Source organism: Branchiibius sp. NY16-3462-2 (assembly GCF_001594145.1).
Lineage (GTDB): Bacteria > Actinomycetota > Actinomycetes > Actinomycetales > Dermatophilaceae > Branchiibius.
On record NZ_LVCF01000043.1, the window covers coordinates 85658 to 111088 of the forward strand.

The window sequence follows — 25431 nt, forward strand, 5'->3', positions numbered from 1 at the left end:
GACCAGGGTTGCAGCATAGTTCTGAGCTGGTTTCAATCTATCGTATGACCGCCTCTGTATGTGCCATCTACTGCCGGATTTCCAGTGACCGAGAGGGCGCCGGACTCGGCGTGCAACGTCAAGAGCAGGACTGCCGGAAACTGGCCGAGGAACGCGGCTGGGAAGTCGGTCACGTCTATGTGGACAACGACATCTCGGCATTCAGCGGAAGGGCACGCCCGCAGTATCAGCAGATGCTGGCGGATGTTGCCGCTAAGAAGTACGTCGCGATCGTCGCGTGGCACACGGACCGGCTGCATCGTTCGACCCGCGAACTGGAGGACTTCATCCAGGTCATCGGTGACGTGCCAGTCCATACCGTCCGCGCGGGTTTGCTGGACCTCAGCACGCCCGCTGGACGGGCAACGGCCAAGACCCTCGGCGCATGGGCGCAATACGAGTCGGAAGCCAAGTCGGATCGCATCAAGCGCAAGGCGTTGCAACTCGCCGAGGAAGGCAAAGAAGGCGGCGGCGGAACGAGGCCGTTCGGTTACACGTACGACCGGAAGAACATCGTTGAGGACGAAGCGGAGATGATCCGCTGGGCCATGCAGCAGATCTACCTCGGTTCGTCGTTGGGAGCGATCTGCGCGCGTTGGAACGACGAGGGCAAACCTCCCGTGACGGGCAAGGAATGGACCCAGCCGCAGGTACGCCGTGTCGCGGCCAAAGAGCCGGACTCCGAGACTGGGCAGGAGGTAATCCGCCGGATGACCGACGGGGAATCCGCAACCGCGATCATGCATGACTTGAACGCGCGGAACGTACCGATCTATGACCCGCCGCAATGGTCGCGGGTTTCGCTACGCCGCATGTTGCGCTCGGGCCGGATTGCTGGCTTGCGTCTTCGGCACGGCGAACTGGTCATCGTTAATGGGCAGCCCGTGAAAGGCCAGTGGCCCGCGATCATCACGCCGGAGGACTTCCTCAAACTGCGGACGATTTTGGACGATCCGCGGCGCAGGACCAACGGCGGCATGTTGAAAACTCGCCGGTTGTTGACCGGCCTGCTGGTGTGCTCAATGTGCGGCAGCAAAATGGTGTCGCGCCCGCAGCAGAACGAGAAGGACGGCACTCGGATGCCGTCGTATGTTTGCGACTCGGTCCGCGCTCGTCGGCACGGCTGCGGAAACGGCAAGTTGCGGGTGAAGGGCGCGCCGCTGGAGGACCTTGTCGTTGCTTCGTGGTTGTGGCATCTGCGCCCGGAGGAAAGCGACGCAGAACGCCCGGTGTGGCCGGACGACGCCGATCCCGAGCACCTGTATTGGATCGCACGTGGCATCGAGATTCAGTCTCAGATCTCCGAGTTGGACGAGGACTATTACGTGCGAAAGGAGATTCCGCGCGACAGGTGGCTCCGCATGTCGGACACCCTCAGCAAGGAGCTGGCCAATCAGCGCGAGATGGTCGTCAAGACGGCAGGCGTTTTCGCGTCGTTCGCGGACCTGCCCAGCACGCGCGAGGAATTGTGGCAAGAATGGCAATCCGAGTCGTTGGCGTGGCGACGGGCTGCGTTGGCGCGGGTCATCGAGCGTGTCGTCATACGTCCCGCGTTCCGTGGTCGCAACACGTTCGACGCGTCGCGGATCACCATTGAGTGGCGGGTGTAGGGGCCGCCATTGCCAGCACGATCCGCGCGGCGGAATACATCGCCCATGAACGGGTGGCCGGGTTGATTCCTTCGTGCAATCCGGTCGCGTCGAAGATCGCCATCCGATACATGTTGTCGAACTGCGCCACGACCCAGTCCTCGCCCTTGATCGCGGTGGCCTCAAGCAGCGCACTGGACCGAAACGAATCCCACATCTCGACGACCACCGAGCCGTGCTCAACCCATCGCCAGAACGCCTTGCCGTCGAGAATGTCGGGCGCGTCCACGTGGCATTGCGGACACAACAACGCGTAATTGCTCGGGTCACTGTCTGATCCGCCCAGCATTGATGGAACGGCGTGCGCTCGCTCTAGTCGCGTTGCTCCGTCATTGCAGCGCCAACACTTGAACCTCGGCCGGTCGTGCGCCTCAGCAATCCGCTTCATGCTCGGCACGCCGGTACGAACGCTCACGCGGTTGTTTCCTCACCCGCGTACGCCCCTGCCCCGCCCAGCGCGGCATAGAGCGTCGAACGCGCGACGCCTAGATCCCGCGCGATCCGGGACAACGGCACGCCTAGATCCTTTCGCTGCCGCGCGGTTTCGATCTGGTCCGCCGTCATCGCGGGCTGGCGGCCCTTGTAGACACCGCGCGCCTTGGCCTTGGCGATCCCCTCACGTTGGCGCTCGCGGATGATGCTGCGCTCGAACTCGGCAATGGCGGCAAACACGGACAGCATGAGTTTCGCGTTCGGGCCGCTGTCCTTCGACAGGATCAACTTCTCCTTGATGAACTCGACCGTCACGCCGTTGTCGGTCAACTCAGAAACGATGTTGTGTATGTCGATGGTGGACCTGCCGAGTCGGTCCATCGAGTGGACCAGCACTGTGTCCCCTTCGCGGGCGAACCTCAACATCTCCTCCAGCCCAGGTCGGTTCCGATCCTTGCCGCTTTCCTTGTCGGTGAATACCCGGTCCGCCTCGATGTCTTCCTGCCTGGCGGTGTTCTGTCCAGCGGTGCTTACGCGGATGTAGCTGATTCGCATGGTCTTAGATCCTCTGACGGTTGTGTTCGATTGACGACGAATCGAATCTATCCGAACACCTGTACGATTGGCCATCTGGATTACACCCTAATCGGACAGTCTCGCGGGGTTACCGAGACGCCCGCTACCCGCGGCGTTGTAACGCGTTCTGAGCCTCGTTCCTACCGTTGCCGCTAGTCGCTACCCCCGGCGCGCAATCGCCGCTCGGAACTGATCTCCGAGCCGCCTGCCGGCCAGTAACGGATCGTCTGTCGGCCATGTCTCCGGCCAGTCGCCCGCCAGCAAGTCCAGCACCGCGTCATGCTCGGCCACCTCCAGTGCCAGCGCCGACGCGAAGTCCGAATCGCTGGTGTCCTCCGGCGGTAGGTTTCGTTCGTAGGTCCGGTTCATCTGCGACGCGAACCGCAGGTGTAGCGCCGAGCTAACGCGGGCATGATCTTCGGCGCACAGCTGGTGCACGTGCGCGCCGCAGTCCTGGCAGGTCGGCACGCCTTGGCTGATGACGCCCCGGCATTGCACGCAGGAATACCGGCGCGGCTGTTTGGTGAACTTCGGCAACGGCCTGCCGTCGTTGAGTGTCTTCAGCACCGTTATGTGGTTTCCCGTTGGCCGACCCGGTTTCTTGCGCTCGCCTCGGCATAGCGGCGTATGCGCTGTCGAGCATTTCGCGTGTACCGGTTCGTTGCACCCTTCGCGCTTGCATCTGCGCGATCCTGTTGGCTCGCCGCAGACCGTGCAACTCGGCCCACTCCCTTTCCGGTTGTCGTGAGCGCATACCGCCGAGTGGGCAGATCGGCACGCGGAGTGCACCGCCTGGCCGCACGCTTCTCGGAAGCAGTGGCCGTTAGCTGGCTGGCCGCAAACAACACACGGTGCTTTCACGTCGTTCTCCTTTGTAGACACGTTTCTGGGGGCTCCGCTGGGGAGGTGAGACGGCCATTTGGGCTACAGCTGTTCACCAAGGGGTCTTTCCTATATATGTCTGCACTAGTCCGCGATACGACTGGAGCAGTACAGACTGGGGCGACTGGTCTATATAGACCAGTCGCGCCCCAGTCATCTGTACCAGTCGCTGTACCAGTCCCGCACTGGTGCAGTATCAGTCGCTGGGGACATATTCCAAGGACCAGTTTGCGCTATTACCGATGACGCGGTAGTCGTCCCTCTGGGGCGGCATGAACTTGCTCAATGCTCGGTCCAACGCCTCAGCCACCGCGTCCTCGACCTTTTCGGCAGCGATGCAGTACGTGTTCGTGCGAGTTCGCCCGTCGTCGCTATCGCCCAACGAATCCCACGTCTTGTACCCAGCGGCGACATCGTTATTGGTGATCGGAACGGGTCTCCCGTCCGGCGTGACGGCAATAGCGACGACGTCTGCCTCCCAACGAGCCGACGCACGAAAGGTTGTCCTTCCCCAATCCTGCTCGACCCTCGTTGAGATCAACCGCAAGTTCGGCGGCGCAGACACGACGTGCGAATGGTAGAAGCTTTCCATGATGCTGTTCTCCTTTACGCAAGGCCCGCAGCGCGAGCCAGATTGATGATGTTGATGCTGGATTGCAACGGCGCTGGCTTCCAGCCCGTTGCTTCTTGAATGAAGCCGCCTTTGTCTGCTCGACCGGGCCGCCACAATTTGTCCACCACAGGCAGCGTCGCGAAGTTGACTCGCTCCCCCGTGATGACATCTACCGGCCACGTGTAATGCGTCAACCAGTTGCCGTCATATAGCGGGTCGTCCTGGAACGGCGCAGCTTCAAACTTCCCGTTCCCAATGCCGCTGACTGCCCACCAGACACGCCGCTGCGGGCGCTCTGAGCATCGCGCCAGATAGCGGCTGAACAACTGGGCAGCGCTGATCTGGCTGGGCGCGTAGTCGTCTGACAGCGGGTCGCCCGAGACCTCCCAGTACAGCTCCAGTTCCGACTCGAAGCGGTAGCCGGTCTTGCGGCTTTCGCAGACGTACATCAGACCTCCTCCGATCCGAGCAACGGGTAGTGCCCAATCTTTTTGCGCTTCTCTTGCTGGGTGACGATGAGCTTCCGCTTTACGGCCTCTTCGACATACGGCTTGATGTCCCGCAGATTGGTTGCCTCTTTGAGGTCGTTGACGCCCGCGCCGGGATTGGCCCGGATTGCCGCAACCAAGCTGGCCAGTTCGGACTCGAACCGGTCCGCGTGGCGAGCGGACAGGTCCGCGAACGAGACGGGTTGCTCGTTGAACTCCGCGACTGTCACCAACGACGGCACGAGAAGCCCGTCTTCCGTTGCGGTCAGGGAGAACACGCCCGCGATGCTGCGGTCCTGTTGTCGCTCCGACACGCCACGAACCCACCCGGGCCGATCCTTCGAGACCACCAGCCGCGCTGAGCCGCTTTGGCCGCGAGCGAACGGCGTGATGACCTCCACCAAGAACGACGCGCCCCGGATACTGGCGCGCTTGTGTTGGGTGCCCAACGCTTCGCGCCCGTCCGATCCGCGCGCGATGTGGTCGATGGTCACGCATGCACCACCGGCCAACGTCAGCGGCAACAGCAAAGCCCGCTTGAACTCGGCGTAGTCGCTCTCGTCACGCGGCTTGAGGCCGAACGCGTTCATCGCATCGGTCACACCGTCCAGCACGATGACCTCGAACTGGCCGGACGCGATCAGGTCACCGAGCGCCCGCATCTCCTTGTCCGAGTAGCGGTCTGACGGTCCGATGTAGGTCAGGCAATCGACCACCACCGCGGCGTCGACGCCGAGCGCCATCAGCCGCGACGCGATGTCCACCATGCTGGACTCGAAGTCCAGGTAGAGCACCTTGCCGCCCGCCTGCATGACCTGGGTACACATGAACAGCGCGACCCATGTCTTGCCGGACTCGCTCTCGCCATGTAGGCCGTTGAGCAACTCGCCGTAGATCAGCCGCTCGCTGTCGGATCGCTCCAGCAACGTCGGCTTCGCCACGTCCAGATCCCCCGCCAGAACGGCGGCCATATCGGCAGGTGCCCAACTGGACTGCATCGCCGATGTGGACAGGGTGTCGTTCTCAGCGGCCAGCTTCCGCACCAGGTCCAGCAGGTTCGCCGGTCCGTAGTCCGTCACGGGCGAAACCGATTGGCCGTCTAGGGATAGCAGCACATCTTGCACTGCCTTTGCCTTACCCGTGTCGTCGGCACTCACCCGGTCAAACAGGGCTTTCAATTCCTCGGGTGGGAGCAGTTCATCCGGATTGGTCATCCTCGCCACCTCGGTATCCGCGACAGGTCCGCGCGGTAGTACTGCTCCGCTTGGCGGAGGCACTTCAGCGCATCGCGCCAACGGAACGAGTGCCCCGTCTGGGGAGTCACGTTCCAGACCGCGCTCATCAACGCTTCGACGACCGCCCGATTCCCGTTGTGTTGATTGAGCATTGACCGGCACCAAGCCAGACAGTCGGTGTCACGCGAGCCGGACACCGCACCGAAGCCGTTGCCCAGCCACCAATCCAGCTCAGGGACCTCCTCAGAGGACCGGCTGGCGGACTGGACCCGGACGGCATCTACGTCCGTCAGAAGCGCACCTGGCACCGCTGGCGGCGCAAGGAGGTCACCTTCCGACTCGTACATGACGAACGCGGAGCCGATATCGCGCGGATGGGTCTTGAAGTCACCCACCAGCGAGATCTCCCGAATCGACGGCGGCAGCGCAACCGGCTTACCGTCGGCCAGGACATCGACGCCGGGCAGCCACCCGATCCGCGATTGCTGCGGAGCGTGCAACCGAAAGTAGAAGTGCATGCCTCCGGAGGGTGACTGAACTCGCGGAACTGATTGCAGGTCAACGGAATTGACCTGACACCAGGCGGTGAACGCCGTCACTCCGTTCTGGCCGACCTTGTGCGTGTCGCAGTCCACAACCAGCACACGGTTAGGCATCCCGCAGACCATGCCGACGTTACAGACACGCGTGCTGCCGGACCAGACCGCCGCGACTTGCGCGACGTCCCGGATGCCGATGAAGGGCTTAGCCGAGGACGCCTCATCGAACGTGCGCCCTCGCGACCAGTCGTAGTGACACTCGTTGCTGCCTGGCATCATGGGTATCACCGCCACCCCGCGAGAGACCCACCACAGCGCGGCCTCCAGATACCCAGTCTTCGTGTTAGGCAACGGGATTGGGCTAGAATCAGACACGAGGACCACCGCTCATCCGCCTACGCGTGATCTTCTTCCGGCCCGCCGCAAGCTCTCCCTTGCGGCGGGCTTCACTTTTTGGCGGACGACCACCAGCCACGCCGAACGGCTGGGCCAGCATCTCCTCGGTAAACAGCTCCTCGACCGGAACGCCAAGCAGCTTGGGCAATCGTTCGAGAACCTCCGGACGCGGACGCGTCTTCCCGAGGAGCACTGCTCTCAGATGCAGGTACGGGACGTTGATCTCGGCCGACGCACTCGATGCGTTCCATCGCTGTGCATACAAGATGTCGCGCGCAGGCTGCACGACCCAAGGTGGATTCATGATGGGACTCCAGTTCAGCTACTGGAGTCCTGGCCGGTACGTCGATCACTCTTCACCGGCGGTCCGAACTCGGGTCTCTCCACCCTGTGTGGTTCCGCTAAGGACTACTGTAGCCCCCCGCTTACACCGTCACACAAACTCCGTTCCACTCCCCACGCACCCACCCGAATCCTGTTGCTGCGCAAACGAGTTGGGTACGCTTGACAAACCGCATAGGTGTGGTGGACCCTTCCATACACCGCCGATTGAGCCGAGACAGCCACCGAGCCCGGACGACGCGGACGTGACCAGACCGAAGAGGTAGACCCGGCGTGCACCCGCGCTGAGGACGTTGCCCGGTCTGTTGGGTGATCCATCTATCACCACGCCCCGGAAGGCAACTCACCATCATGCAACCCATCACTCGGTCTTTTCACGCCCGCGTCCTGTATCGCGGAAAGCCCAGATTTCACCGCGCCTACTTCCGCCAGTTGCAAGGAAACACGATGGGCGGAAGTCGCGTATCTAAGGTTCGCGGCTTGACCTGTAGACCCGACGATGACGGCGTCTACACCCTCCTCGTCTGGATCGCACGTCGTTCGGTGACCCCAGACAAGCGGCCCATCACGGAGCAGTTGGCTCGTGCGTGGGCGGACGCAGTGGACCAGTCCGGTTTCTACGAACCCGTGCTGGTCTCTTGCGACGTGGAAATGCAGGGACGCATCTATGAGCTCGACGAGTGGCTACCGGTATGACCTCCTGGCCGACTGACCCGGACGACAACGGCAACGCCCAGCCGAAGACGCTGAACGGACACACCAAGTTCGTGACGCGCAAGACCTGGCATGTCGTGGTCCGCAACGATCCGAATCCGCAGGAGTTGCTGGACTACCTGCTCGCGCGGTTCGGCCCCGGTGGTGACAAACCCGGCAGCAAGAAGATCACCGATGGCGAGGTCCGCGACAACGTGCTGACGATGACGGTGGTCTACACCGTCCGAGGTGGCTACCCGTCCGACCTGACGCGGTGGATTAGCCGCATCGCCAAGATCGACCCGCAGCACGTAACCGCGGAGCAGGTTGGCGACCCGGTCGTGACGGACTGGACCTAGACCGGTGGCCCGCTCTCGCTCTGAGGGCGGGCTACCGGCCTACGAATTTCTCGGGTTCCCGCACCGCCCGGACCTGCAACTTCACCCGTCTCGTGGGTGAAACCGACTGTGCCGCAGTGGGTTTCACGTTGCACACGGGTCACTCTCCTAGTTCTGTTGCTCCTGTTGGCCCCGAGGTACGGGACCCGGAAGGAAGCAATGACCACAGCACGCGACCTCGCCTACGAGGTCCTGAACGAGACCGCCGTTCCCGCCTTCGTCCGCAAGGTCGAGGACTTCGAGCAGACCCACGACTACATGTGGATCTTCGACCCGGACGTCGACAACGTCGTCGGTCTGGTCAAGCGCGGCACCAACCGCGCCGAGGTCGTCGTCTACCTGGACCGCAAGGACTTCGAGGGTGGTGAGTCGCTGTGAAGATGACCGTCTCCGAACTGCGCGACCTGCTCGCGGACCTGCCCGGTGACGCCGAGGTCCGCATGGCGACCCAACCGCACTGGCCCATGGCCAGCCAGCTACGCGGGATCGCGACCGGCAGCAGCATCGCCGGCGAGACCCAATGCGACGAGCACGGGTACTACTCGTGCGACGACTGCACGGACGACTCGGTCGTCTGGCTGGTCGAGGGTGACTCGATCTTCGATGACCCGTACGCGCCGCGTGCCGCATGGGACGGGACGGTCCGCTGATGGCTACCACCTCCGAATGGGTCCGCCGCGACTCGGCCAAAATGTACGACGCGCTGCGCAAGATCCGCGACGAAGCCGAAGCGGCTTTGGCCGCAATGGAAATGTCCCAGATGCCCGAATTCACCCGCGACCTGGAAGCGCTGGCGCTGGTCGTGGACCGCGCCGAGACGCGGCTGATCTCGGCCAACGCAGGCGACCCGGACACGTACCGCATGCACCGGACCATGGGCGTCATGGACGCCCGGGCAGGGGTCTAGTCATGCCGCACATCAAGAAGCCCCGCAACGCAGCCGCCGAGGTCGATCTGACGCGCAAGACGCCGTGGGGAACCGAGTACCGCGTCGCCCGAACCGCGACCGCCGGAGTTGCCTGTGATCAACGGTGGGTCACCATCTGCCTGGAGCACAACACCCAGCACGGGTCCGACACATTGCGGACCGCCTGCACCGCTGGCACCCGCGCCGCGGTCGCCGAGTGGTGCAACGCCTGCGCGGTCCTGCGCGACGGGCCCCCTGAGCCTGTGGAACCGGCCCCTGCGACCAATCCCGCCCGGAAGCGGACGACGCCCGTCCGCAAGCCCCAGAACACCCGCGCAGCCAGCGCGGGGAAGTGAAAGAGGAAATGATGAAGATGAAGAAGAAGACCGTGGCCGTAACCGCAGCCGGTGGCTTGCTGATCGCCGGTGGCGGAACCGCACTGGCCGCGTACCTGCTGCAGGCCAAGGTGGACGGCACCGTCGCGACCCGCTCGATGAACTACACCTGGGCCGCGAACCCCGTTGCCACCGCGTCCGGTTCGGCCGCCGTGTGCAACGTCAGCGGCTCCGGTGACAAGCTGACGATCAACGTGCAGGGTTACCCCGGTGACACGTGCACGGTGAAGGGGACGATCATCCTGACCGCCTCCGAGAACGCGCGGATCGTTGGCTCGAAGTTCACCCTGCCCGCAGGCTGGACCTCGTCGTTGGACTCGTGCGGCCTGACCGTCGTGCAAGGCGCGGCAACGCCGGTTCAGTTCACCATCAAGGCGGGCGACTCCGGGTCGGGTTCGCTGGCGACCGGTGACGGCCTCCAGATGGCTCCGGTCTCCCAGGTCGGAATCGGCGCGGTGACCTGCACGACCAGCTAGCCCGCGCAGCACAACAGGAAGCCCCGGCCAGAGGTGTTGGCCGGGGCTTCCCGTGTGTTCAGAGGCTATCTCAGCCCCCCTCGCGTCCCGGACGGTTGGTTGTCCGTCGGCGACACGAACGCCTCTCAGCGCCCGCTACGACGACCCCAGACCGCGGACGCGGTTCTGTTCCTCGGGACTGGAGTTGATCGGAGCCTCCTGGCCCTCGTTGACGTCGGCGAACATCAACCGGCGCTGCTTGGTGTAATCGTCCTCCGGCAGGTTGCCGTCACCGGAGAAGTCGGCCATTTCGCTCATTGTCGTGCCTGCGCTTTCAGTCGTCGCCGCATCTCAGCGGCAGTTGGATTCACGGGCGGGAACGGAACGGCCTCGGCCATCTGGTCACCGAACGTCACCAGGTCAGCACGCGGTGACCTGGGAATGTCACTGTCCGCGTATGGATCTGGCGCGGGCGGTTCGGAGACGATGACCGCGTCCTCGATGTCGTCGTCATCGACGATGACGATCTCGGTGGCCGACGCAAAGGTCTGCTCGAACTTGTGCGTGACGCCGATCTCCGCGACCTTGGCACCGCCCAAGCCCGCCCGGTCGAGCACCGATTCCGCGATCTTGCGCCGCTCCTGGATGGGGATGGAATCGTCCCGCATCCATTGCAGCAACCGGGACACCGCATCGTCGGCGGCCATGATCAACCGCTCGGCCGCTTTGGCTTTGACCTGCGGTGCCGCCCCGCCGTGAGTTCGGCAGACGACACCGCCTTTCATCGCCAGGTGTTTGCACTGGTTGCCGCTGCGGCGACTCTTGGCATGGCAGCGGGTCGCGTTGGGATGCTCCAGCCACCACTGCTCGGACAGCTTCGTCGTCATCGCCCTAGCACCGGGTACTTGCTGAGTAGCCGGTCGCGTTCAGCTGCCGGGTCCGCGATGACGGCGTTGGTCGCGGCCAGATCAGCCTCGAAGCTCTGACGCCGTCCAGCTAGGTCGGCGTAGCGCGAACGAGCCTTGCGGAGCCTGGCAACCGCCTGAGCCTTAGTGATCCGTCCGGCCTTGGCCGCGTCGAGCACTTCGCGCGCTTCGTTGTTCAGTTCGCGAAGCTCGTTCTCGATCTGCTCGGCCGCCTGCGCCAACTGGTGCGTCTTGTCGATTGCCTGGGTACGGATCGACTCGGCTTGCTGCTCGGCGTCCTTCTCGTCCAGCTCGGCGTGTAGCTCACGGGTGGCCTGCGCGTGCTGCTCCTGCGCCAGCACGGTCAGTACGTCGTTGCGGTTGATGTCCATCAGGCCACCCCGTACTTCTCGGCCAACGCCGCATCGGACTGGGTGTCGTCGGCGTAGATCGCGGCCCGCGCTGCTTCGCGCTTGCCAAGCTCAACCGTGGCGTCCTCCGCCTCGGTCAGCAACGAATCCACCGACAGGTAATGCGCGTTCAGCTTGTCCGCATCGACCTTGCGTGGCTGGGGACTGGTGCTGCGGCTGCGCCAGCCGCCGTCCGTTGCGATCGGCGCGGCGCTGTTGGGATCGGTACTCATGTGGTTGTTCTCCTGTTCGTCCCGTGCAGGACGCCCGGCGCAAACGGGACGAGAGCCACCGGGCGTCCTGCTCTTGATCGCTCAAGAAACAATGCCGGTCTATCTGGATGCGCCCGGGAGATCGCACCGGGTCGGATCCGGCCGCTGCCGCCGCCGACCACGCTGGCCATCGACGCCCCGTGATGCGGCGCGACGAAGGGTGGATGGGTCAACAACGGCGACCGGCCGTCCTCCCCCGAACCCAATGCTCCCAGCACCGAATGCACCGCAGTGACCTGCAATGCATCATCGACACCCAGCGCAGGTAGCAGACCCGGAAGGCGCTCGGCCAACATCGTTTTGCCCGCTCCGGGTGGACCAACCATCGCCATGTGATGCCCACCTGCTGCGGCAGCCTCGAGGGCGAAGCGGGCCTCGACCTGCCCGACCACGTCTGCCAGGTCCGGCACTATGGGCGCGGCAGGCTCCGAGGTGGTCGGCACAACGACCGGCGGCACCGGCTTCCCCTTGTGTTGCAGCCGATACCTGCTGACCAGCGAACCCAGGTCGGTCGCGGGCAGCACTTCCATCCCCGGCACCAGCGCGGCCTCCGCGGCATTGGCGGTGGGCACCACCACCTTCGTCAGCCCGGCGGCCGCCGCCGCCAGCACGGCCGGAAGCACTCCCGGCACCGCCCGGATCGTGCCGTCGAGACCCAGCTCGCCGATATGCACCACCTCAGCGATCTGGGCGTTGTCCACGACGCCGGCAGCCGCCAATGCGGCGATCGCGATCGCGACATCGAAACCCGAGCCTTGTTTGGGCAGCGACGCGGGCGAGAGGTTCACCGTCACCCGCTGGCGTGGCAGTTGCAGCGCACTGTTGGCTGCAGCAGAACGCACCCGGTCCGGCGCCTGACGGCAGGCCGTGTCCGGCATGCCCACGATCGTGAACGCCGGAAGTCCCGGCGCAGAGTCGGCCTCCACCTCGATCGGCACCCCCTCGATACCCGTGACGGCCACCGCGCGGGTGCGCCCCAATGTCACTGTGCGTGAATCGAATTCCTCATCACGTCTCACCCCCTGCAGAACAGCCTGGACGGCCAGGGGCGCCAGACGAAAGCCAAGCGCCCAGCGGTGTGGACAACGTGTCCCTCCCAGATCGCCATCCACAGGACCGACGACATGTTGCACGGATCAACTCGCCATGCAACACCGCTCACATCGGTCGGATAAGGGTTCACGATGGCCCGGTGACCTGGCCCGTTGTGGAGCGTTCTGGCCGGGTATCCGCGGGTCCGTACGCCGCTCACTCGTGGTCCCTGCTCGATGACCTGCAGAGTGCAGCCAGTTGGTTGTTGTGGACCCACCGGATGGCCTCGCCGTTCGGCGCGCTTCCCGGATCGGCCTTTGCCGCCCACGCCGAGTCCGTCGGGGTGTCGTTGTCGACGTTCGTGATCTCGCGGGCGGAGTCGGGCAGCGGACCGGGCTGGGCAGGAGCGATCCCCGGGTACGAGGTGGCGCTGGGACTCGCGCCGGCGACCCTGCTCGCGCCGCTGCGCGGTGCGGCCCGTCTGCAGCCGGACCTGCCCGAGTCGGCGACCCTGCTGGAGCAGGCACGACTTCCCGACGACCCATCGGTCGTCGATGAGTGTTATGACACCTACCTGGCCAGCGGCCAACTTCCCGGCTATCGCTGGATCCAGCTCGCCCAGCTCCTCACGAAGACTGACTCGACCCATCTTCCGCGAGAGCTCTTGCGGCAGTGGATATTCCGCCTGGTCGATGAGTTCATGCGCTCGGTCAACTACGCGTACTACTGCCGGATGGAGGCTGCCTCCATGTTCGCGAGCCACCCGGCGACCGCCCCTCTGCTGCTGGATGCGGTCACGGCCCTTGCCACTGCCCCTGGCGCATCCGGCACCCGCGACGCATGGGGTCTTCTGGGTGACATCACCGATCACGCGACGATTTCCAGCATCGTCGACCGGCTGCCCGTCTGCGAGGACGACCAGTTCGCTGGTTTCTGCTTCGCCCTGTGGCAGCACAGCCACCTCGGGCTGCTTCCCCGGCACCTGAACACTGCGTTGGCCGACATCCTTGTCGACCGTACGGCGACCTGGACCCTGTCCTCGATGGAGCCGATCGCGGTGCTCGCCTCAGCCCTTCCGGTCCGGCATCGCGACCGGGTCCTGGCGGCCATCGACGCCGTCCATCCGATGGCCCGGATGTCCGGCGGCCGCGAGAGGCGCAGGATCGATGCCGAGCTGCAGGTCTACCTGGACGTTGCGGCGGCGGCCAGTTGGCCCGGCCACCCGGACTCAGTGCTGCGGGAAATGCTGCGTGTGGTGCTGTCGGCGGCCAGCCCAGGCGTGCAGTTCCACACCGCGAGCCTCTTGCAGGTCAGTCCCTATGCGACCGCGCTCACCGACGCCGCGCTACACCTCATCGACCTGCCGCATACTCCGGCGGAGACGTTCCAGTTGGCGACCTACCTCGTGTCCCGGTTGGCATCATCGGACAACACCGACGCGGTCGACGCACTGGTCCACCGGCCCGAGCCCGACCTTGCCCGGATCGGCCTCATGGCCTGCGCGCACCTGCGGCACGACATCGGCGACGAGCAGTTGCGGGCAGCTGCCAGTGATCCGGCCAAAGCGTCCATGGCGGTCTACTACGCAGGGATGAGCCAGCATCCGTTGTTGCACTCACCGGCCTTCAGCGGCCCCAGCGCCGATTGGTGGCGCATCCGCTCCGGCGGCTGCTGGGACTGACGGGCTCCGCCGCCGCGCCGTCAGCAACGAAACCAGCACGCAGACAAGGATGTTGGCCACCAAGGCAACGATGCCGACGTTCACGTGGTGCCACGACTGCGGCAGGAACGGCAGCACATCGCCGGCCGTGTGCTTGCCCAGCGTCAGCCAGGTCACGAGTACGGCGCCCACCACCATCCCGGCGCCCGCACCCCACGTGGTGACCGGGTTGCGCGGATGCAAGCTGGCGATCATCGACGGGAACAGCTGAGTGACGAAGGCATAGCCGAGCAGTAGGAGATTCACGATCGCGTCGCCGCCGGCGAAGGTGAGGTACAACGCGACCAGGGTGATCACCGGCACCAGCGCTTTGGCGACCATCGCCGTCTGCCGACCGCTCAGACCGGGCCGGAACTCCTGCACCACGTTCTTGGCCAGCAGGGTGGCCGAGGTCGAGAGCAACATCGCGCCGGGCACGAGTGCGCAGAAGATACCCGCCGCACCGATCAGACCGACCACGACCGGGGAGAACGTCTTGCGGCTGATCGCCAACAGCGACAGGTCTCCGTTGCTCAGGCCCGGCACGACCAGCACCGCCGCCAGACCGGTGAAGAAGACGAAGAGCAACACCAGTTGATACAGCGGCAGGAACATCGCGTTGCGCCGGAAGGTACGCGTGTCCCGGGAGGCGTAGATCGCGCCGAAGTAGTGCGGCCACATGAAGAAGCCCAAGGCCGACAGCAGGATCGAGGTGATGAACCAGCCCATGTCGTGGCTGGGCAGATTCGCGCTGAGGAAGCCGGGCTTCTGCTCATGAATTTTCTGCATCATCGATCCGACACCGCCGAAGTAGTGCATCGGTAGGTAGATACCGATGAAGACAACCACCACCAACACCAGGATGTCTTTGACCACTGCGTTCCAGGCAGCGGCGTGGATCCCCGCGACGACGACGTACACCGCCATCACGATGGCGCCGATCCAGATCGCCGCAGTCCGTGACAGTGAGCCGTAGGAGGTCTCCTGGACGATGATCCCCAACCCGGTCAGTTGCAACTCCAGGTAGGGCACCATCGCCACGATGCCGATCAGAGCGACGATCAACGACAGGTTGCGGCTGTCGTATTTGCGACGGAACCAGTCAGGTTGCGAGACCAGTTTCTCCCGCTTGGCGTACCGCCAGATCGCCGGCGCCAACCAGTACGAGATGACGTAGGCCAGGGCGCCGTATCCCAGGATGTAGAACGCCGCGCCGCCGTAGGTGTACGCGTACCCGCTGGCGCCCAGGAAGGTGAAGGTCGTGTAGATCTCTCCCGCCAGCAGCAGGAAGACGAAGATGGCGCCGAAATTGCGCCCGCCCACGCTCCACTGCTCGATATCCATCTCCTTGCCCCGGCGCGACCACAGTCCCAGGACGAGCGCCAGGACGAAGAAGGCGATCAGAACAACCAGCGCCGCGTTCACAGCGAGTCCTGCTCGTTGTCGCGGTTCTGCGGATCGATCAGATACACGATGGTCATGCAGACGGACGTCAGGATCACCCACGCGACCATCCACACCAGCAGGAACGGCATCCCCAGGATCATCGGCGTATCCCGATTGGCGAACGGGACCAGCACGAGGATCCCGATGAAGGGCAGCGCGCCCAGGGCGAATCGCACATAACTGCTTGCGGTACGCCGCGTGGCCGGAACGGTCTGAGACATCGCTTCTCCTTGGCTCACCACTGGTTCGTTCGACCATAGAGACGCAAAGTAGTTCAGTGGGGTTTGCGCGCCACCCCGTTCATGCGATGTCGCACACGTGCTGCACCAGTGGCACCTGTCCCGCTCGGTGCCACACCGCTACCACGTCCACCCGCACCTGGTTCGCGCTGTACGAGTGCTCCTGCAACCACTGCCCTGCAAGTCGGCGCAGCCGCACCGCTTTGCGGTGATCGACGGCAGCCAACGGACCACCGAAGGCATCGGACCGGCGGGTCTTGACCTCGACGAAAGCCAGCACCCCGCTTCGCTGATCGTGCGCGATCAGGTCGATCTCGCCGTACCTGCACCGCCAGTTGCGCTCGATGACCTGCCACCCGGCGTCGGTGAGGAACCGCACGGCCACCTGTTCACCCCATTGGCCGAGGGTTGCTCGCTGCGTTGGCACTCCATTACTGTGCCGGTCCGCCCGGACGTCGGCAGCGCAGCCTGTGGACAACCTCGTGAGGCACGTCACACGCAACAGTTGGTATCAGAGCGGCGGTTCTATCCCTCTTAACCGAACGTGAGGACAATGCGGAGCATGGATGACGGTCACGTCAGTGATGCCATGGCGCCATCACCCTCAGATGAAGAACAACCGGTGTGGGATCTCGCAGCGGCCGCGTTCCGCGAGTGGGTGGACGGCGGGGCAAAGGTCGACCCACTGGTTCAGGTCATGACGCCGGTGCTCTGGCACGTCGTACGCGCCTGCGGCCTGCACGAGGACGATGCCCGGGATGTCGTGCAGAGCACCTGGCTGGCGCTGGTGCGCAACCGCGACCACATCGCCGACCCGCAGGCCATCGCTTCGTGGCTGACCATCTCGGCCCGGCGGGAGGCCTGGCGTGTTGCCCGGCGCAGTCGCAGCCAGACCTCGACCGACCCGGAGATCCTGCAGGACGCCGATCTGGATCGAAGCGACCTGGCCACCCACAGCATCGATCCTGCCGAGACCGTGGCCCTCGGCGATGACAACCAACGACTGTGGCTCGCCGTGGCCAAACTCGACGAACGATGCCAGAAGCTGTTGCGGATCGTGGCGTTCGAGCAACGGCCCGACTACCGCACCATCGCCACGGAACTGGATATGAAAGTCGGCAGCATCGGACCGACCCGGTCGCGATGTCTACAAAAACTTCGCACTCACCTGGGGGAGACAATGGAGGACGAAGAATCATGAGCGCCTGGACAGACGAGGAACTGTACGCCCGGTTGCGTGCCATGTGGTCGCAGAGCGACCCCGTGCCGACCGATCTGGTCGAGAGCAGCATCGTTGCGATCGAATCCGAAGGCATGGCAGAGGAATTCGAGCTTCTCGCCATGTCGTTCGCCGACCGCGAACTGCTGGGGACCCGGGGCGGACAGACGGAAACGCCCACGGTGGTCGAGTTCTCCGGCGAGGACTTCAGTGTGGTCGTGCGGATCAGTTCGGTGGGCCCCGGCGTACGTCGATTGGACGGCTGGACCGACCCGCCCACCGCAGGCACGGTGCGGATCCCGTCCGCTGACGGCGAGGTCACTGTGCCCATCGATGAGAACGGCCGCTTCGAGGTCGCCGAACATCCTGCCGGCGCGATCCGCCTCTGGTTTGACCGTCCGGGCGGTCACCGCTCGTCCACCCCCCACTTCGACGTCTGACCCATCAGGCCAACCCAGGGTTGGCCCTGTTCAGGAGGTATGTGTCATGCCCTCACGTGAAGAGCCGTTCCAGATCGTTGCAGCCCCGGTTGCGCCGCGCCGCGCTTCAGCTGATGCGAGCGCGAGCCGATGGCACGTACTGGACACCGACGCGACTCCTGATGCGCCGGCCACGGCCTATGCACCGCAGACCCTGCTGATATCGCACCTGCGGGGGGACGCCGACAACTTGCTGGAGCGGCTGGAAGAGGCCGCTCGGGTCTTCGGGTGGACGGTGACCCCCGACGAGGACTACCAGGTGTCAGCCCCTGACTCCGCTGACGCCGTCGCCGATCGTCAGCAACGACTGCCCTGGGCAAGCGGCCCGTTGGCCGTGACCCGGGTGACCATCGGCACCGACCCCGGACGCGCGGTCAACGAACCCGAGGCGTGGAAGCTCCTGCAACGGGTCCGGACCATCAGCGGTGCCAACTCGGATCTTCCGGTCGGACTGGACCACGCACTCCTGACAACTTCGGTCACGACGCACGGGAAAATCTCCAAATGGCCAGTGTCGATAACCCCGCAGGGGAAGATCTCCAAATGGCCCGTAACTACCACCGGTGGCTCGGGATCGGGTCCGGCGGATAGTTACCTCGCTGCCGGGCAAGGTGGCCGTGAACCCATTCGTTTCCTCGGCCCGGCGCCGGATCGTGGTCCTGATCACGGCCGCACAACTCGGCGGCCATCGGTCGGAATCCTTGATAGTGGTTGCGGCGAGCACGCGTGGCTGACCGATGTGCGACGGCATGTCCTGGGTGCGAGTGGTCAGCCGATCGGGGAGACGGACCCGGCCACCGACCCGGAGATACACCCGGACCTGCACGGTCCGCTCGACGACACCGTTGACGTTTTTTCCGGCCACGGAACGTTCATGGCTGGCATCGTGCGGCAGACCTGCCCATCGGCCGACATCGTGTCGTGGCGGCTGGTGGGCGCGGACGGCACCATCGCGGAATCCGAACTTATCCGGGCACTGAACCAGATTGCCGATCTGCTGGAGTCGGGCACGCGAGCTCTCGACGTGCTGGTCCTGGCGCTCGGCTTTTACCATGAGTCACCGGAGTACGCGCAGATCGGCGCCCTTCTCTTCGAGACCCTGCTGCGGATCCGTCGAGCAGGCACTGTGGTTGTCTGTTCGGCTGGCAACGACTGCACGGACGCGCCGTTCTATCCGGCCGCGTTCGCGACGTGGAACGACGACCATACGATGGGTTCCCCCGTCCGGGACGCGGCGCCGCTCATCTCGGTGGGTGCGCTCAACCCGAACGGCACTGTGGCGCTCTTCTCCAACTCCGGACCGTGGGTGACCTGCTACGCGCCGGGTGCCTCGGTGATGAGTACGACGCCTGCTACCCGAGGCGGGCTCGAACCGGTAGCTCGGGCGGAGGCCTACGGACTGATCCGGGAAACGATCGATCCCGATGATTCGACCAGTGGATTCGCCGTGTGGAGTGGGACCTCGTTCGCCGCGCCCTATGTCGCGGGCGCGATCGCCGACCGGCTGCAGGACGAGTTGCCAGCAAGCGACCGTCCGACGCAGCCTGCGGGAATGGACGCCGTCTGGCACGTGGTGAGCGAGTTGACCGGCGTGCGGCGATAGTCAGAAAAGCACGGGACAGTGCGACGGCAACGTCGCTACCGTGGGACATCCCGGGCCTGCACCGGGACCAGTCGACGAAATGACGAGCCAATGCTGTCCGCAGTGGATCTGTATGAGCGCGCTGTCGAGCATGCACGGGCCGGACGCAATCGCGCCGCCCGGCGGGATCTCGATGCCGCGGCACGGCGAACCACGGACCGCGATCTGCTGGCCCGCGCGAAGATCACCGGTGCTTTTCTACAGGCCAACACCGACGTTCCCGCAGCGATCAGGACATTGGATGAGCTGCTCGCGGAGCCTGGGTTATCGTTCGAGACGTTAGTGCTCATCCATGCACAACGGGGCGGAATCCTCATCGAGACCGATGGTGAGCGCGCGCTGGTTAACCTGAACTTTGCCGCGGAACACCTCAGTCACGATCCCCTGCGGCTGATGGCAGTGCTGTTCAACCGGGGCTCCGTCTGGCTTCTGCGGGACGACCCACGACGAGCCAGCACCGATTTCGACCGGGCGGCCGAGTTGGCAACTACCCACGGCTTGGAGTGGCACGCGGCGAACGCTCGATTCAACCAGGGCATGGCGTCGATGGCGGCTGGGGACCTGGTGCACGCACTCCGTCTGATGGAGGACTCCCGGCCACTCATCGAACGCCAGTCGCCGGTACTGGCCGCCTCGGCCGAACTCCTGCGTGCAGAACTCCTGCTGTCGGCAGGATTGCCCGACGAAGGCACCGAGGTGCTGCGCACCTGTGTGACGAGCTTCGCCAGGCATCGGATGAGGACCGATCAGGCCGAGGCGGAGTACCTGCTGGCCCGCACCCTGGCGGACACTGATCCGAGAGAGGCAGTCCGACTCGCCCGGCGAGCGGCGGCACGGTTCCGTCGGCTGGGTGGCAAGAACTACGCCGACCGCGCCGATGCCCTGGCCCTGGCAACGTCGCTGAACAGCCGTCGCAAGGACACGGCCAGCGTGCGCGGTGCCGAAGAACTGCTGGACCGCCTCGAGAGTGACGATCTCACGAGCGCTCGCGACCAACTGCGACTGGCGTTGGAATTGCATCACGTCCGCGCCGGCCGACCGTGGCCACGCACCCCGGATCTACCGGATTCGGCACCCCTCGTCTCCCGTCTGGCCGAGGCCGAGGTGCGCGTCGAGATCGCGAAACTGACCGGCAACACAGACGAGGCCCTTGACCGCGCGCGGGCATCGGTCGAGTTGCTGCGCGCCTGGCAAGGCACGACGGACAGTCCGGAACTGCGCTCCAGCCTGGCAATGCACGGTTATCGCATCATCGAACACGCCGCATCTGTCGCTATGTCCGGCGGTGACGTTAGCGACGTTTTCGAGTGGTCGGAACGCTCGCGCGGATTCGTCGTCGGCAACGTAGAAGTCGGCGGTACCGAGTCCGACGAGGTGGAACCCGCGGAGTTGGAAGCGCTGCGTGGGGTACTCGCAGGCAGCGCCGGCCATGACACACCCGAGGTCGTTCAGCTGCGTGACCGGGTGCGTCGACGCCAGTGGGCGCGGGAACGCATCTCGCGCGTCGGGATCGACATCGTCGACATCGAGCACACCCAGCGTGCCCTCGAGGAGCGCGACGCCACCCTCGTTGCGTACCTATCGGACCCCACCGAGGTCAGTGCCGTCGTGATTGGCGGCAGCGGAGCCCATGTTGTCCCCATCGGCAGCCGGTCCGCGATCCGCGCTGCGCTCGCCGGGCTTCAAGCCGACCTGGACATGACCTCGGCCGAACTGCGCCCCGGCCTCAGTGACGCCGTCCGACGCAGCCTGCGAGCCCGCCTGAGCGCACTCAGCAAACGCATCTGGTCGCCGCTTGAGTCCTACGTCGGCACCCGGCGGGTGGCAGTGAGCGCACCGGCCGCACTGGCCGCAGTGCCGTGGAATCTCCTTGCACCGCTGCAGGATCGGTCTATTTCGGTAGTCACCAGTGCAACGCACTGGATGCACCACGCCGGAGCCATGGACCCGATACGGAAAGTCGGTTTCATCGCCGGCCCCAATGTGCCTCGTGCAGACACCGAGATCGAGCACGCCGCGAAGCAATGGCCAGGGGCCACAGTCCTCGAGGGTCCTGAAGCAACGACCGCCAACGTTCGCACGCTCGCCAGGGAAACCGATCTTCTGCACGTCGCGGCACACGGTCGGCACACCCCCGGCAACCCGATGTTCTCCGGGCTGGAACTACTCGACGGCCCCTGGTTCGGCCACGACGTCGCCGAGTTGACCATGGTGCCATCGGTCGTCGTACTCTCCGCCTGCGAGCTGGGCCGCTCCACGGCCCGGTGGGGCGAGGAGACGATCGGGATGGCGCGGGCCTGGCTGCACTCCGGCGTGCGCTGTGTGATCGCAGCGCCCTGCACGGTCAACGACGCCGCCACCAGCGACTACCTTGCCGCCGTCCACTCCGGGCTGGCCAGCGGCCTGGCGCCGTCCGACGCACTGCTCGCGGCCGGGCCGGACGAGCGGGCGCCGTTCCTGGCGTTCGGCGCCGGGTTCTGAAAGGCGATTACGCCTCCGGCATCTCCATCTCGCGCGCCGGCAACTCCTCGACGTTCACGTCTTTGAAGGTGAGCACGCGCACCTTCTTCACGAAGCGCGCGGGACGGTAGACGTCCCACACCCACGCGTCGTTCATCCGCACGTCGAAGAACACCTCGGCGCCCTCGCCACGCACTAGTACGTCGACGTCGTTGCACAGGTAGAACCGGCGCTCGGTCTCCACCACATGGCTGAACAGGCCGACCACGTCGCGGTATTCGCGATACAGAGCAAGCTCCTGCTCCGTCTCATAACGTTCCAGATCCTCGGCGCTCATCAGCTCACTCCTTCCAGATCCACGGCCGCGTCACCGGCAACAAAGCGGCGCCACGACCGCCGGTGCAACTCGCACGGGCCGTGCTCGTCCAACGCCGTCAGATGCTCGGGCGCGCTGTAACCCTTGTTCGCGGCCCACTGGTAGTGCGGGTACTGCTCGTGCAACTCCGTGAGCATTCCGTCGCGCTCCACCTTCGCCAGCACACTGGCCGCTGCGACGGAAGAACACTTCATGTCCGCCTTGATCAGCGTGCGGACCGGCGGCAGGGTCGGCTGCGCCAGCTCGGCGAACAGCCCGACCCGTGCCGGATCGGTCAGCCAGTCGTGGTTGCCGTCCAGGATCACCAGATCCGGCCGGACCGGCAGCGCCGCGAGCGCGCGGGTGCCGGCGAGCCGAAGCGCAGCGATGATGCCGATCTGGTCGATCTCCGCCGCGGACGCATGCCCCACGGCGTACGCGAGCGCCCACCGCCGCACCCGCGGCACCATCGCCTCACGTGCCGCCGGCGTGAGCAGTTTGGAGTCCCGCACGCCCTGGGGCGCCGTACGACACGTCTCATCGATCACGACGACACCGACGCTCACCGGACCGGCCAGGGCGCCGCGGCCCACCTCGTCCATCCCGGCCAGCAGCCGGTAGCCCTCCCGCTGCAGCGCCCGCTCGGTGCGCAGCGTGGGCACCTTGGAGGTTCCCGTACGCCGAGTGCGCACCGAGGTGCCCACCGCGCTACCGCTGGTCACGGCGTACCGCTCATGGCGACGGGACCTTCGCGAACACCTCGGGGTGCGAACCCACGGTCTGGATACGGTTCAACGGCCACGCGATGGCAACCACCTCACCGGTGATGTCGCTCATCGGCACCGAACCGGTCTTGCCCGTGCCGTTGTCGTGGCCCCGCGAATCCCACGAGTCCCCCCGGTTGTCGCCCATCACCCACACCGAATTCGCTGGCACGGTGATGTCGAACTTCTGGCCGCTGGGCGCATTGCCCGGCTTCAGGTAGGACGACTCGTTGATCGCGACCCCGTTGATCTTCAGCGGTCCACCGGAGTCGGCGCACGTCGCGTCGCACACCACGTTGTCCCCCGGCAGGCCGATCAACCGCTTCACCACGTGATGACCACCGGCCGGCAGGATGCCCACCCACTCCAGGCCGTTCTTCACGACCGCCTTGAGACCGGTGCTCTCCGGACCCATCTCGCCCCAGGAGGGCGGCGCTTCGAAGACGATCACGTCGCCGCGGTGCAACGGCGAATGCTGCGGCGTCAGTTTGCTGACCAGGATCCGGTCACCGACGTCGAGGGTGTTCTCCATCGACTCCGACGGGATCGAGAACGGCTGCACCAGGAACGTCTTGACCAGGAAGGACAGCGCCAGGGCAATGACGACGATGATGACGAGTTCACGCAGGAAGGAACCCCGGGACTTCTCCTTGCGACCGGTCTGAACCGGCGGTGCGGCGCCGGGCGGCAGTTGCTCGTCCGGTGGTGCGTCCGTCATGGGCCAGACCCTTTCGATGCGACGTCGTAGATGTCAGGGTAATCCGACAGCGTGCCGATACGGTCCAGCGGCCAGATGACCACGATGGCCCGGCCGGTGACGTCGGAGATCGGCACTGACCCGGTGGCACCGGTGCCGTCGTCGTGGAAGCGCGAATCGGCGGAGTCACCGCGATGATCACCCATGACCCACACCGAGTCAGCGGGCACGGTGATGTTGAACTTCCTGCCGCTGGCGGCATCGCCCGGGTAGATCTGGGACTCCTTCAGCGGCGCGCCGTTGACGGTGATCTGACCAGCCGCGTTGCAGCACACCACGTGATCACCAGGCAGTCCGATGACCCTTTTGATCAGATGGTTGTCGCCCGCGGGATAAAGCCCGACGAATTCCAGCGCGTTCTGCACCGCCCCGCTCAGACCGGTGCGCTGCGGCGGGTCATCCTCGCCCTCCAGCCAACCGCCCGGGTCGGAGAAGACGATGACGTCGCCGCGGTTGATGTGCTGGAAACGGGGCGTCAGTTTGCTGACCAGGATGCGGTCACCGGGAATGAGCGTGTTCTCCATCGAGCCCGACGGGATCCAGAACGGCTGGACCAGAAAAGTCTTGATCAGCAACGACAAGATCACCGAACAGGCGACCACGATGAAAACCTCGCGCAGCCACCGCCACCCCGACCGCCTCGCGGCGGGGCGCATTTCCCCCGTTGTCATTCGTTAATCACCTAGCGCAGTGTGCCCCACGAACCTAGGGGCCAGTACCGGAAGGTCACCGTTCCGATCACCTGGTCCTGCGGGACGGTGCCGCCACCGGGATCGCCGAGGTGCTCGCGGGAGTCGTCGCTGGCGATCCGGTTGTCCCCCATGACGAAGATCCGGCCCGCGGGCACCCTGATGTCGAAGGAGGTGGCACTTGAACTCATCCCCGCTGGCAGATAGCTCTCGTTGACCGCGGTGCCGTTGACCATCAGCACACCGTCGCTGCCGACCGTGAGGTGATCGCCGGGTAGTCCGATCACCCGCTTGACGTAGTCGGACTCCCCCACGCGCACGCCGAGCGCGGTCCCCACCGAACGCACCGCTCCCGCCAGTCCACCGGGAGCAGCCGGCGCCTGCGAGAAGACACCGTCACCGTTGAACACAATCAGGTCGCCGCGGTGCAGGTCGTGCGCGCCGGGCTTCCACACCACGATGCGGTCACCCACGTGCAGGGTCGGGCTCATCGAGGCCGACGGCACGGTGAAGGTCTCCACGACCAGACCTCGTAATACCACCAGCAGCAGCAGGCCGATCAGGAGGAACCAGGGCCACCGACGCCGTGGACGCGAAACGGGCAACGACGCGTCAGTAGACACGTCGCTGCCCGTAGCTGGAGTAGGCAGTGGCTCAGGCCTTGGCGGCCGGGGTCTCGCGCTTCTCCTTGATCTTGGCGGCCTTGCCGCGCAGGTCGCGCAGGTAGTACAGCTTGGCGCGACGGACGTCACCGCGGGTGACGACCTCGATCTTGTCGATGACCGGGGTGTGCAGCGGGAAGGTGCGCTCCACGCCGACGCCGAAGCTGACCTTGCGGACGGTGAAGGTCTCACCGATGCCACCACCGTGACGGCGGATGACAACACCCTGGAAGGCCTGCACACGGGAGCGGTTGCCTTCAATAACCTTCACGTGCACCTTGACGGTGTCACCGGCGCGGAAGTCGGGCAGGTCGGACTTCAGGCTCTGTGCGTCGAGTTCGTCGAACTTCTGCATGAGGTAC

At 65.2% G+C, this 25431-nt stretch carries 35 protein-coding genes; 13 read left to right on the forward strand and 22 right to left on the reverse strand.

The genetic code is table 11. The features are described from left to right. Positions 1 to 8 precede the first annotated feature (8 nt). Positions 9 to 1649: a recombinase family protein gene (locus AZH51_RS16460; protein ID WP_291525939.1), complete on the forward strand. Its 1641-nt coding sequence runs from the start codon at positions 9 to 11 to the stop codon at positions 1647 to 1649. On the opposite strand, the gene AZH51_RS16465 is transcribed toward AZH51_RS16460, so the two are convergent. From AZH51_RS16465 to AZH51_RS16500, 8 genes are all read right to left on the reverse strand, one after another. Further along, positions 1627 to 2103, reverse strand: a complete 477-nt coding sequence (locus tag AZH51_RS16465; protein WP_291525940.1) for an HNH endonuclease signature motif containing protein — start codon at positions 2101 to 2103, stop codon at positions 1627 to 1629. The two genes, AZH51_RS16460 and AZH51_RS16465, sit on opposite strands and share 23 nt — an antisense overlap. Continuing rightward, a complete protein-coding gene (locus AZH51_RS16470; RefSeq protein WP_291526061.1) occupies positions 2100 to 2675 on the reverse strand; it encodes a recombinase family protein in 576 nt (191 codons plus the stop codon). Before AZH51_RS16470 ends, AZH51_RS16465 begins: the two co-directional genes overlap by 4 nt. A gap of 180 nt (positions 2676 to 2855) precedes the next feature. Beyond that, positions 2856 to 3263 (reverse strand): hypothetical protein, encoded by a 408-nt coding sequence (locus AZH51_RS16475; RefSeq protein WP_291525941.1) that lies wholly within the window; start codon positions 3261 to 3263, stop codon positions 2856 to 2858. A gap of 511 nt (positions 3264 to 3774) precedes the next feature. Continuing rightward, a complete protein-coding gene (locus tag AZH51_RS16480; protein ID WP_291525942.1) occupies positions 3775 to 4170 on the reverse strand; it encodes a hypothetical protein in 396 nt (131 codons plus the stop codon). A gap of 14 nt (positions 4171 to 4184) precedes the next feature. Beyond that, entirely contained in the window at positions 4185 to 4640 is a 456-nt protein-coding gene (locus tag AZH51_RS16485) for a hypothetical protein (RefSeq protein ID WP_291525943.1), read from the reverse strand. Next, positions 4640 to 5893 carry an AAA family ATPase gene (locus tag AZH51_RS16490; RefSeq protein WP_291525944.1) on the reverse strand — a complete coding sequence of 418 codons (1254 nt, stop codon included), beginning with the start codon at positions 5891 to 5893 and terminating at the stop codon, positions 4640 to 4642. Before AZH51_RS16490 ends, AZH51_RS16485 begins: the two co-directional genes overlap by 1 nt. Beyond that, on the reverse strand, positions 5890 to 6837 hold the full coding sequence (locus AZH51_RS16495) for a bifunctional DNA primase/polymerase (protein WP_367188069.1): 948 nt from the start codon (positions 6835 to 6837) through the stop codon (positions 5890 to 5892). The genes AZH51_RS16490 and AZH51_RS16495 overlap by 4 nt, the downstream gene beginning before the upstream one ends. Continuing rightward, on the reverse strand, positions 6821 to 7153 hold the full coding sequence (locus AZH51_RS16500; RefSeq protein WP_291525946.1) for a hypothetical protein: 333 nt from the start codon (positions 7151 to 7153) through the stop codon (positions 6821 to 6823). Before AZH51_RS16500 ends, AZH51_RS16495 begins: the two co-directional genes overlap by 17 nt. Positions 7154 to 7671: 518 nt before the next feature. Between AZH51_RS16500 and AZH51_RS16505 the strand changes: the two genes are divergently transcribed. From AZH51_RS16505 to AZH51_RS16535, 7 genes are all read left to right on the forward strand, one after another. Further along, positions 7672 to 7887: a hypothetical protein gene (locus AZH51_RS16505; protein ID WP_291525947.1), complete on the forward strand. Its 216-nt coding sequence runs from the start codon at positions 7672 to 7674 to the stop codon at positions 7885 to 7887. Beyond that, entirely contained in the window at positions 7884 to 8243 is a 360-nt protein-coding gene (locus AZH51_RS16510; protein ID WP_291525948.1) for a hypothetical protein, read from the forward strand. Before AZH51_RS16505 ends, AZH51_RS16510 begins: the two co-directional genes overlap by 4 nt. 198 nt (positions 8244 to 8441) lie before the next feature. Continuing rightward, positions 8442 to 8660 (forward strand): hypothetical protein, encoded by a 219-nt coding sequence (locus AZH51_RS16515; protein ID WP_291525949.1) that lies wholly within the window; start codon positions 8442 to 8444, stop codon positions 8658 to 8660. Continuing rightward, positions 8657 to 8932, forward strand: a complete 276-nt coding sequence (locus AZH51_RS16520; protein ID WP_291525950.1) for a hypothetical protein — start codon at positions 8657 to 8659, stop codon at positions 8930 to 8932. The genes AZH51_RS16515 and AZH51_RS16520 overlap by 4 nt, the downstream gene beginning before the upstream one ends. Then, positions 8932 to 9189 carry a hypothetical protein gene (locus AZH51_RS16525; protein WP_291525951.1) on the forward strand — a complete coding sequence of 86 codons (258 nt, stop codon included), beginning with the start codon at positions 8932 to 8934 and terminating at the stop codon, positions 9187 to 9189. Before AZH51_RS16520 ends, AZH51_RS16525 begins: the two co-directional genes overlap by 1 nt. 2 nt (positions 9190 to 9191) lie before the next feature. Continuing rightward, the gene (locus tag AZH51_RS16530) at positions 9192 to 9545 is read left to right on the forward strand and encodes a hypothetical protein (protein WP_291525952.1); all 354 of its coding nucleotides are present in this window, start codon (positions 9192 to 9194) and stop codon (positions 9543 to 9545) included. A gap of 11 nt (positions 9546 to 9556) precedes the next feature. After that, positions 9557 to 10060, forward strand: coding sequence for a hypothetical protein (locus tag AZH51_RS16535; RefSeq protein WP_291525953.1), 504 nt, complete (start codon positions 9557 to 9559; stop codon positions 10058 to 10060). Between the two features lie 135 nt (positions 10061 to 10195). Here the strand turns inward: AZH51_RS16535 and AZH51_RS16540 are convergent, their stop codons facing one another. From AZH51_RS16540 to AZH51_RS16560, 5 genes are read right to left on the reverse strand one after another with little or no spacing between them, the layout of a single operon-like run. Next, positions 10196 to 10348, reverse strand: a complete 153-nt coding sequence (locus AZH51_RS16540; protein WP_291525954.1) for a hypothetical protein — start codon at positions 10346 to 10348, stop codon at positions 10196 to 10198. Between the two features lie 5 nt (positions 10349 to 10353). After that, a complete protein-coding gene (locus AZH51_RS16545; protein ID WP_291525955.1) occupies positions 10354 to 10926 on the reverse strand; it encodes a hypothetical protein in 573 nt (190 codons plus the stop codon). Further along, entirely contained in the window at positions 10923 to 11336 is a 414-nt protein-coding gene (locus AZH51_RS16550; RefSeq protein WP_291525956.1) for a hypothetical protein, read from the reverse strand. The genes AZH51_RS16545 and AZH51_RS16550 overlap by 4 nt, the downstream gene beginning before the upstream one ends. Further along, the gene (locus AZH51_RS16555; RefSeq protein WP_291525957.1) at positions 11336 to 11587 is read right to left on the reverse strand and encodes a hypothetical protein; all 252 of its coding nucleotides are present in this window, start codon (positions 11585 to 11587) and stop codon (positions 11336 to 11338) included. The genes AZH51_RS16550 and AZH51_RS16555 overlap by 1 nt, the downstream gene beginning before the upstream one ends. Next, on the reverse strand, positions 11584 to 12645 hold the full coding sequence (locus tag AZH51_RS16560; RefSeq protein WP_291525958.1) for a magnesium chelatase domain-containing protein: 1062 nt from the start codon (positions 12643 to 12645) through the stop codon (positions 11584 to 11586). The genes AZH51_RS16555 and AZH51_RS16560 overlap by 4 nt, the downstream gene beginning before the upstream one ends. Positions 12646 to 12818: 173 nt before the next feature. On the opposite strand from AZH51_RS16560, the gene AZH51_RS16565 reads away from it, so the two are divergent. Continuing rightward, positions 12819 to 14339 carry a hypothetical protein gene (locus AZH51_RS16565; protein WP_291525959.1) on the forward strand — a complete coding sequence of 507 codons (1521 nt, stop codon included), beginning with the start codon at positions 12819 to 12821 and terminating at the stop codon, positions 14337 to 14339. Here the strand turns inward: AZH51_RS16565 and AZH51_RS16570 are convergent. The 3 genes from AZH51_RS16570 to AZH51_RS16580 all read right to left on the reverse strand — a co-directional run bounded on the left by AZH51_RS16570 (position 14274) and on the right by AZH51_RS16580 (position 16469). Further along, a complete protein-coding gene (locus tag AZH51_RS16570) occupies positions 14274 to 15782 on the reverse strand; it encodes a sodium:solute symporter (RefSeq protein ID WP_291525960.1) in 1509 nt (502 codons plus the stop codon). The genes AZH51_RS16565 and AZH51_RS16570 overlap by 66 nt on opposite strands. Next, complete coding sequence (locus AZH51_RS16575) at positions 15779 to 16024, reverse strand: DUF3311 domain-containing protein (protein ID WP_291525961.1); 246 nt, start codon at positions 16022 to 16024, stop codon at positions 15779 to 15781. The genes AZH51_RS16570 and AZH51_RS16575 overlap by 4 nt, the downstream gene beginning before the upstream one ends. A 79-nt stretch (positions 16025 to 16103) precedes the next feature. After that, entirely contained in the window at positions 16104 to 16469 is a 366-nt protein-coding gene (locus AZH51_RS16580; protein WP_291525962.1) for a YraN family protein, read from the reverse strand. A gap of 135 nt (positions 16470 to 16604) precedes the next feature. Between AZH51_RS16580 and AZH51_RS16585 the strand changes: the two genes are divergently transcribed. The 4 genes from AZH51_RS16585 to AZH51_RS16600 all read left to right on the forward strand — a co-directional run bounded on the left by AZH51_RS16585 (position 16605) and on the right by AZH51_RS16600 (position 21863). Then, on the forward strand, positions 16605 to 17243 hold the full coding sequence (locus tag AZH51_RS16585) for a sigma-70 family RNA polymerase sigma factor (RefSeq protein WP_291525963.1): 639 nt from the start codon (positions 16605 to 16607) through the stop codon (positions 17241 to 17243). Beyond that, positions 17240 to 17701, forward strand: a complete 462-nt coding sequence (locus AZH51_RS16590; RefSeq protein WP_291525964.1) for a hypothetical protein — start codon at positions 17240 to 17242, stop codon at positions 17699 to 17701. Before AZH51_RS16585 ends, AZH51_RS16590 begins: the two co-directional genes overlap by 4 nt. 46 nt (positions 17702 to 17747) lie before the next feature. Beyond that, positions 17748 to 19343, forward strand: coding sequence for a S8/S53 family peptidase (locus AZH51_RS16595; protein ID WP_291525965.1), 1596 nt, complete (start codon positions 17748 to 17750; stop codon positions 19341 to 19343). A 102-nt stretch (positions 19344 to 19445) separates the two neighbouring features. Beyond that, positions 19446 to 21863, forward strand: a complete 2418-nt coding sequence (locus AZH51_RS16600; protein ID WP_291525966.1) for a CHAT domain-containing protein — start codon at positions 19446 to 19448, stop codon at positions 21861 to 21863. A 7-nt stretch (positions 21864 to 21870) separates the two neighbouring features. On the opposite strand, the gene AZH51_RS16605 is transcribed toward AZH51_RS16600, so the two are convergent. Genes AZH51_RS16605 through rplS form a run of 6 tightly spaced genes read right to left on the reverse strand, consistent with a single transcriptional unit; the run spans position 21871 to position 25424 of the window. Next, a complete protein-coding gene (locus AZH51_RS16605; protein WP_291525967.1) occupies positions 21871 to 22179 on the reverse strand; it encodes a DUF2469 domain-containing protein in 309 nt (102 codons plus the stop codon). After that, positions 22179 to 22919 (reverse strand): ribonuclease HII, encoded by a 741-nt coding sequence (locus AZH51_RS16610; protein WP_291525968.1) that lies wholly within the window; start codon positions 22917 to 22919, stop codon positions 22179 to 22181. Before AZH51_RS16610 ends, AZH51_RS16605 begins: the two co-directional genes overlap by 1 nt. Positions 22920 to 22929: 10 nt before the next feature. Then, positions 22930 to 23679, reverse strand: coding sequence for a signal peptidase I (gene lepB / locus AZH51_RS16615; protein ID WP_291525969.1), 750 nt, complete (start codon positions 23677 to 23679; stop codon positions 22930 to 22932). After that, on the reverse strand, positions 23676 to 24389 hold the full coding sequence (lepB, locus tag AZH51_RS16620) for a signal peptidase I (RefSeq protein WP_291525970.1): 714 nt from the start codon (positions 24387 to 24389) through the stop codon (positions 23676 to 23678). Before lepB (AZH51_RS16620) ends, lepB (AZH51_RS16615) begins: the two co-directional genes overlap by 4 nt. Before the next feature lie 11 nt (positions 24390 to 24400). After that, the gene (lepB, locus tag AZH51_RS16625) at positions 24401 to 25030 is read right to left on the reverse strand and encodes a signal peptidase I (RefSeq protein ID WP_291525971.1); all 630 of its coding nucleotides are present in this window, start codon (positions 25028 to 25030) and stop codon (positions 24401 to 24403) included. Between the two features lie 31 nt (positions 25031 to 25061). Beyond that, on the reverse strand, positions 25062 to 25424 hold the full coding sequence (rplS, locus tag AZH51_RS16630) for a 50S ribosomal protein L19 (protein ID WP_291525972.1): 363 nt from the start codon (positions 25422 to 25424) through the stop codon (positions 25062 to 25064). Positions 25425 to 25431: the final 7 nt, after the last annotated feature.